The organism is Streptomyces griseus (genome assembly GCF_001715295.1).
Lineage (GTDB): Bacteria > Actinomycetota > Actinomycetes > Streptomycetales > Streptomycetaceae > Streptomyces > Streptomyces griseus_G.
In genome coordinates, this window is sequence record NZ_MDKB01000001.1 from 582,437 (window position 1) to 589,525 (window position 7,089).

7 protein-coding genes are annotated in these 7,089 nt (G+C 72.3%); 1 reads left to right on the forward strand and 6 read right to left on the reverse strand.

Annotation, left to right across the window (positions count from 1 at the left end; genetic code table 11):
• The first annotated feature begins 434 nt into the window (after positions 1–434).
• Entirely contained in the window at positions 435–1,352 is a 918-nt protein-coding gene (locus tag BA175_RS02070; protein ID WP_079159337.1) for a S1 family peptidase, read from the forward strand.
• A gap of 452 nt (positions 1,353–1,804) precedes the next feature.
• On the opposite strand, the gene BA175_RS02075 is transcribed toward BA175_RS02070, so the two are convergent.
• From BA175_RS02075 to BA175_RS02095, 6 genes are all read right to left on the reverse strand, one after another.
• Entirely contained in the window at positions 1,805–2,572 is a 768-nt protein-coding gene (locus BA175_RS02075; RefSeq protein WP_069169454.1) for a sirohydrochlorin chelatase, read from the reverse strand.
• Between the two features lie 6 nt (positions 2,573–2,578).
• Positions 2,579–3,457, reverse strand: coding sequence for an ABC transporter permease (locus BA175_RS02080; RefSeq protein ID WP_069169455.1), 879 nt, complete (start codon positions 3,455–3,457; stop codon positions 2,579–2,581).
• Entirely contained in the window at positions 3,444–4,235 is a 792-nt protein-coding gene (locus tag BA175_RS02085) for an ABC transporter ATP-binding protein (protein WP_069169456.1), read from the reverse strand. The genes BA175_RS02080 and BA175_RS02085 overlap by 14 nt, the downstream gene beginning before the upstream one ends.
• Positions 4,236–4,286: 51 nt before the next feature.
• Positions 4,287–5,396, reverse strand: coding sequence for an aliphatic sulfonate ABC transporter substrate-binding protein (locus BA175_RS02090; protein ID WP_069169457.1), 1,110 nt, complete (start codon positions 5,394–5,396; stop codon positions 4,287–4,289).
• A 127-nt stretch (positions 5,397–5,523) separates the two neighbouring features.
• Positions 5,524–5,673 carry a hypothetical protein gene (locus BA175_RS31360; RefSeq protein WP_079159338.1) on the reverse strand — a complete coding sequence of 50 codons (150 nt, stop codon included), beginning with the start codon at positions 5,671–5,673 and terminating at the stop codon, positions 5,524–5,526.
• Positions 5,661–7,004, reverse strand: a complete 1,344-nt coding sequence (locus tag BA175_RS02095) for a sulfate adenylyltransferase subunit 1 (RefSeq protein WP_069169458.1) — start codon at positions 7,002–7,004, stop codon at positions 5,661–5,663. Before BA175_RS02095 ends, BA175_RS31360 begins: the two co-directional genes overlap by 13 nt.
• Positions 7,005–7,089: the final 85 nt, after the last annotated feature.

Below are 7,089 nucleotides of genomic sequence, written 5' to 3' on the forward strand. Positions count from 1 at the left end.
AATGATTCCGGCCAGGTGCGGCGGTCGGGCATTTCGGTGGTAAAGCGACCGAGCGGACGGTTCGTCACGGCCTCCCGCACCGGCGCCCCGGGAAGCCGGGCCGACCTCGCGGGACGCCGGCCGGGCATGTGTGGTCGCGACGTCCGGGGGGAGCGGGCCTGTTCCTGCCCCCTCTTCGCGATTTGCTGCAACGTGCGACCGCCGTGCGTCCGCTGGGTGGAGGCCGACATCCGGGGGCCGCCCGGCCGCCCGCCGGAGTTCACCTTCCGTCCGCTTTCGCCGGTCCGGAAGGCGACCTTGTCAGCAGGCCAAGCGGAGTCAAGGATTCACGTCGTGCGGTTGGCAGGTCCACGACCAGTACCACTGGCCGGGGACGGCCGCACCCGCGGCCCGCCCACCCAGCGGGTCGTCACACCCCCTTCATGGAGGAACTTGTGACCTTCAAGCGCTTCGCCCCCCTCGGCTCCCTCTCCAGACGTGCACGGCTCATCGCCGCGACCTCCGGTCTGGTCACCGCCGTCGCGCTTGCGGCACCGACCGCGGTCGCGCAGGCCGCACCCGACTCCACCGTGACGAAGGCCGAACTGGCGAGTGCCAGCTCCGCCGTTCGCGGTGCCGACATCGCGGGTACCGCCTGGTACACCGACGCGAGCACCGGCAAGGTCGTCGTGACCGTGGACAGCACGGTCTCCGCCGCCGAGGTCGCTACGATCAAGAAGTCGGTCACCGACTCCGGCGCCAAGGTCGACGTCAACCGCACCCCGGGCACCTTCAACAAGCTCATCGCGGGTGGCCAGGCCATCTACGCGGGCGGCGGCCGCTGCTCCCTCGGCTTCAACGTCCGCAGCGGCACCACCTACTACGCGCTGACCGCCGGCCACTGCACCGAGATCGGCAGCACCTGGTACACCAACTCCGGACAGACCAGCACCCTCGGCACCCGGGCAGGCAGCAGCTTCCCCGGCAACGACTACGGCCTCATCCGGCACTCCAACTCCGCCAACGCGGACGGCCGGGTCTCCCTCTACAACGGCAGCTACCAGGACATCACCTCGGCCGGTAACCCCTCGGTCGGCCAGTCGGTGAAGCGCAGCGGTTCCACGACCGGCGTGCACGGCGGTACGGTCACCGGTCTCAACGCGACGGTGAACTACGGCGGTGGCGACATCGTCTACGGCCTGATCCAGACCAACGTCTGCGCCGAGCCCGGTGACAGCGGCGGCCCCCTCTTCGCGGGCAGCACGGCGCTGGGCCTGACCTCGGGCGGCAGCGGCAACTGCTCCAGCGGTGGCACCACGTTCTTCCAGCCCGTCACCGAGGCGCTGAGCGCCTACGGGGTGAGCGTCTTCTAGGAACAGGCGTCACGGGCCACCGGGCCCGACGGCGGGCCGCGCTCCCCGAGCGCGGCCCGTTTCCGTGTCCCCGTCCCCGGAGCACCGGACCTGCCGCCCACCTCGCCGCCGCACCGGACGTCCCCGACCTGGGTGGCACCGGAGAGCGTGCGGTGATGACGCGCATCCGCCGAACGCCGACACCTCCGACGGGTTCACGGAGTTCCGCGCCACCGGCAGGACACCGGGCACGTGATCCGCACGGCCCCACGTCGTCCGCAAGGACGGGGGAACGGCCGGCCCCGGCCGGGGGCTCCGTCCCGCGGTCCGTGCCGCGCGGGGAAGGAGCGGGACGGGCCTCCGGCGGCCGGCCACCGGAGGGTGACCGGGCCGCCGGACGTGTTCGAGCGCGGGCGTACCCGCGCCGGAAACTCGGCGGCGACCGACGGGCCGGCCCCGGGGGACCGGCCGGCTCACGCGCTCAGCGAGGCCGGCCACTGCGCCACGGCGCACGCCTCGTCGTACCGGACCGCCAGAAGCCGGGCCAGCTCGGAGGACGGGCCCAGCACCCCGGCCAGGACGTCGGCACCGGCCTCCGCGGCGCCCGCCGCGATCCGGTCGGGGAGACGGCCCGGCGCGATGACGTAGGGGGCGACCGCCACCCGGTGCACGCCCTCGGCGCGCAGGGCCCGTGCCACGTCGGCGGTGCGGGGGAGGCCGCCGGGAGACACCGCGGAGGCGAACGCAGGCCGCACGGCGCACCAACCGGTGTGCCGCAGCTCCCGCGCGATGTCAGCGATCACTGCGATCGCCTCCGGGTCCGTGGAGCCCGCCGCGGCCAGGACCAGGCCGGTCGAGCCCTTGTCTGAGGGTGTGAGACCCGCCTCGTACAGCCGCCGCTCCAGTGCCGCGTTCAGGAGCGGGGAGGGGCCGAGTACGTCTGCCTGCCGGATCCGCAGCTCCGGCAGCCGGGCCCGCGCCTCCCGCAGCACCGAGGGGATGTCCGACGTGGCGTGGAAGGCCCGGGTGAGCAGCAGCGGTAGTGCGACGACCTCGTCCGCCCCCTCGGCGGCCAGGCGTTCCAGGACCCCGGGAACCGACGGGGCGTCGAACTCGAGGAACCCCGCTTCCACACGCAGCCCGGGGCGCAGCGATCGTAGCCGCGCGGTGAGGGCGTGCACGGTCGCTGCGTGCCGGGGGTCGCGGCTGCCGTGGGCGACGACGAGGACGTGGCGGGTCACGGCGTCTCAGTTCCCGACGAGGAGGCCGCGGCTGCGCAGCACCCGCCGCTCCAGCGGACTGAAGATCAGCAGATCGATGGCGATGCCGACGAACAGGATGAGCAGGATCGCCAGGAAGATCCCCGGCATGTCGAAGTTGTTCCGGCCGTTCTCCAGCAACTGGCCGAGCCCCAGGCCCAGGTCGGGCGAGGAGGCGATGATCTCGGCCGCCATGAGCGAGCGCCAGGAGAACGCCCAGCCCTGCTTGAGGCCCGCCAGGTACCCGGGCAGCGACGCCGGCAGGACGATGTGGATCGTCCCGCGCAGCCCCGTGGCCCCGAGGGTGCGGCCGGCACGCAGGTACAGCGGCGGCACCTGGTCGACGCCCGAGACCAGCCCGTTGGCGACGGAGGGGACCGCGCCGAGCAGGATCACCGCGTACATGGTCCTGTCGTCGAGCCCCAGCCAGATGATGGCCGGCGCCACCCACGCCACGGACGGCAGGGACTGCAGCCCGGACAGGATCGGGCCGATCGCCGCCCGGACCACCTTCACCCGCGCCACCAGCAGACCCAGGGGCGTGCCGATGGCGACGGCCATCAGGAAGCCGAGCAGGCCGCGCGACACACTGGTCCAGACGACCTCGAGCAGCGTGCCCTGCAGCCACATGTCCGTGAGGCTGCGCCAGACCGCGGCCGGCGGCGGCAGCTTGTAGTCGTCGGTGACCTCCGCCCAGACCAGCAGCTGCCAGACGAGGACGACCAGGACGACGGCGGTGACCGGCGGCAGGACCTTCCGGGTCAGGATCTCGCGCGCCGGCGTCCGGCGGACCTGGACGGCGTCGAGCGCGTCCAGACCCGCTTCGAGGCCCGCCAGGTCGTCGGCCTTCGTGTCAGTGCTGGCCATGGCGGCGGATCTCCCCACGCAGTTGTTCGGTGATCTCGACGGACAGCTCCGCCACGGCGGTGTCCTCGATGCGGCGCGGCTGCTCGATGCCGACCGTCCACTCCTGGGCGATCCGGCCGGGCCGCGAGGACAGCAGGACGACCCGCTGCGCGAGCCGCACCGCCTCGCGCACGTTGTGGGTGACGAAGAGCACCGAGGCGTTCGTCTCGTTCCAGATGCGGGTCAGTTCGTCGTGCAGGACGTCGCGCGTGATGGCGTCGAGCGCCGCGAACGGCTCGTCCATCAGCAGGAGCCGGCTGTCCTGGGCGAGCGCGCGGGCCATCGCCACGCGCTGGCGCATCCCGCCCGAGAGTTCGTGCACCCGCTTCCCGTACGCCCCGCCGAGACGTACGAGTTCGAGCAGCCGCTCCGCCTCCGGGCGGCGTTCCGCCTTGGGCACCCCGCGCATGCGCAGGGCCAGTTCGATGTTCTTGCCCGCGGTCAGCCACGGGAAGAGGGCGTGCTCCTGGAACATCAGGGCCGGCCGCCCGCCGGGGGTCTCGATGGTCCCCGCGGTGGGGCGGTCGAGCCCGGCCACCAGGTTGAGGAGCGTCGACTTGCCGCACCCGGAGGCTCCCAGGAGGGTGACGAACTCGCCGGGAGCGACATCGAGCGTGATGTCGTCCAGGACCAGTTGCTGTCCGGTGGGCCCGGCGAAGGACTTGGAGACGTGCGTGATGCGGGCGGCGTGCTCGACCGCTGCACGGTCCTCGGCCTCGGTGAGGGTGGTGGTCGCCATGGTCGTCACCTCCTGGAAATCGTCAGGAATCCTGGGTGCGGGTCGGGTGGGCTACTTGACGCCGAGGCCGGCGTCGGCGACCTCGGGCTGCCCTGCCGCCTTGAGGATCTTGTTCAGCGGCCTCAGATCGTAGATGCCCGCGAGGTCGGGCTTCTCCAGCAGCCCCGCCTCCACCGCGTGGTCCGCCTGCGCCCGGAGCGTGGCGGCCAGCGGGTCGTCCGTGACGCGGAGGGACTTCCACGCCGGGTCGAGGACTTCGGCGGGCAGGGCCTTGCCGTTCAGCTTCTCCAGCGCGGTGTTGGCCGAGGCCTTCGCCTCGTCCGGGTGGGCGTTGATCCACTTGTTGGTGTTCACGGTGCCGCGCAGCACCGCGTCCACGACGTCCGGGTGCGCGGAGAGGAACTTCTGCGACACGATGATGTTCGTGATGACGAACTGGCCGTCGGGCCACAGCGTCGACTCGTCGAGCAGGACCTTGCCCCCCTCGGCGACCAGCTTGGAGGCGGTCGGCTCCGGGACCCAGGCGCCGTCCAGCGCACCCGCCTTGAAGGCGTCCGGGGTCACCTTGTTGTCCGAACGGACCACGGAGACGTCGCCCTTGCCGCTCTGGGCGTCGACCTTCCAGCCCTTCCGGGAGATCCAGTTGAGGAACGCCACGTCCTGGGTGTTCCCGAGCTGCGGGGTGGCGATCTTCTTCCCCTTGAGGTCGTCGACCGTCCTGATCTTCTTCGGGTCGACGACGAGCTTCACGCCACCCGACGCCGAACCGCCGATGATGCGCAGGCTCTGGCCCTCGGACTTCGCGTAACCGTTGATCGACGGGGAGGGGCCGATGAAGCCGATGTCGATCGAACCCGCGTTGAGCGCCTCGATCTCGGAGGGCCCGGCGTTGAACGTCGAGGGCTTGACCGTGGTGCCGCCCAGCTCCTCGGCGATGATGCCCTCCTGGATGCCGACCAGGGCGGTGGCGTGCGTGAGGTTCGGGAAGTACCCGATCCTCACGGTGTCCGAGGACAGTGTCCTCCCGCCGGCGGAGACGCTCTCGGTGTCGTCGTCCTTCGCCTGGGACCCGTAACCGCACGCGGTGAGCGCGACGGCGAGCAGGGGCAGGAACGCGGCAGCGGTGAGGCTGCGGCGAAGGCGGGTACGGGGGGCATGCACGGGAGGCTTTCCTCTCGTCGGCCCGGTGTTCACGACCCCCTGGGACGGGGGCTCGTGGCCGGGTGGGCGGCAGGTCTTCGTCGGAACGGGTGGTGCGGTCGGGCGCGCAGGCAGTGCGCGTACGTCATCACGCACATCGTCCGACCCCGCCCAGTCCTCCCCCGAGCTGTCGGCTTCGCTCGACCAGGGGGCAGCCCCACGTGAGGGCGCCGCTGCCGACCCGGCCGCCCTCCTGCGCGAAGGTGGCGAAGAAGTCCGTACGCATCAGAAGTCCCACTCCGCGTCCTCGGTCGCGCCGGCGTTGCCGGTGCCGTCGGCGGCCGCGGCGAACGAGGCGCCCGCCATGCCGGCCGTCAGCGTCGTGCCGTCCGCGGGGTCGATCAGGAGGAAGGAGCCCGTGCGCCGCGAGGCCGCGTAGTCGTCGAGCGCGAGCGGCTCGGCGGTACGCACCACGAGCCGGCCGATGTCGTTGGCGACGAGCCGGCCGGGTGCCGGGTGCTGGGAGAGGTCGTCCAGCGTGAGCCGGGAGGGTATGTCCTTGACGATCGCCTTGACCGTGCGGGTCGTGTGCTTGAGGAGCACCCGCTGCCCCACGGTGAGCGGCCGGTCGGCCACGTGGCAGACGGTCGCCTCGACGTCCTGGGTGGTCCGCGGGGCGTCGGCGCCCGGAGCGATCAGGTCGCCGCGGGAGATGTCCAGGTCGTCGGTGAGCCGCAGGGTCACCGACTGCGGCGCCCAGGCGACAGCGACGCTCTCGCCGAGGGCGTCGATCCCGGCGATCGTCGACGTACGGCCCGAGGGCAGCACGGTGACGGGCTCGCCGACGCGCAGCACCCCGGAGGCGATCTGTCCCGCGTAGCCGCGGTAGTCGGGGTGCTCGGCGGTCTGCGGGCGGATGACGTACTGGACGGGGAAGCGGGCCGGGCACTCGGTCAGGTCGTGGCTGACCGGCACGGTCTCCAGGTGCTCCAGCACCGTCGGGCCGCCGTACCAGTCCATGTTCGCGGACGGGTCCACGACGTTGTCACCGGCCAGCGCCGAGATCGGGACGGCGGTGATCTCCGGGACTCCGAGGGAGGCGGCGTACGCGGTGAACTCCTCGGCGATCGCCGCGAACACCGGCTCCGCGTACTCCACCAGGTCCATCTTGTTGACGGCGAGGACGACGTGCGGGACCCGCAGGAGCGCGGCCACGGCGGCGTGCCGGCGGGTCTGTTCGACGACGCCGTTGCGGGCGTCGACGAGGACGACGGCCAGCTCCGCCGTGGAGGCACCGGTGACCATGTTCCGGGTGTACTGCACGTGTCCGGGGGTGTCGGCCAGGATGAACCGGCGTCGCGGGGTGGCGAAGTAGCGGTACGCCACGTCGATGGTGATGCCCTGCTCCCGCTCGGCGCGCAGTCCGTCGGTCAGCAGCGCCAGGTCGGGCGTCTCCTGGCCCCGGTTGCGGGAGGCGTGCTCGACGGCTTCCAGCTGGTCGGTGAGGACCGACTTGGAGTCGTGCAGGAGGCGCCCGACGAGGGTGGACTTGCCGTCGTCGACGGATCCTGCGGTGGCGAAGCGCAGCAGGGTCGTGGCCGACGAGAACTGCTCGGTGGTGGTGGTCATGGCGGGCCTCTCGTGCGGATCAGGCCGGGTCGGGGAGCGGGGTCCGGTGGCGGGGGCGCTCGCCCCGCCGGTCAGGCGGTGGGGG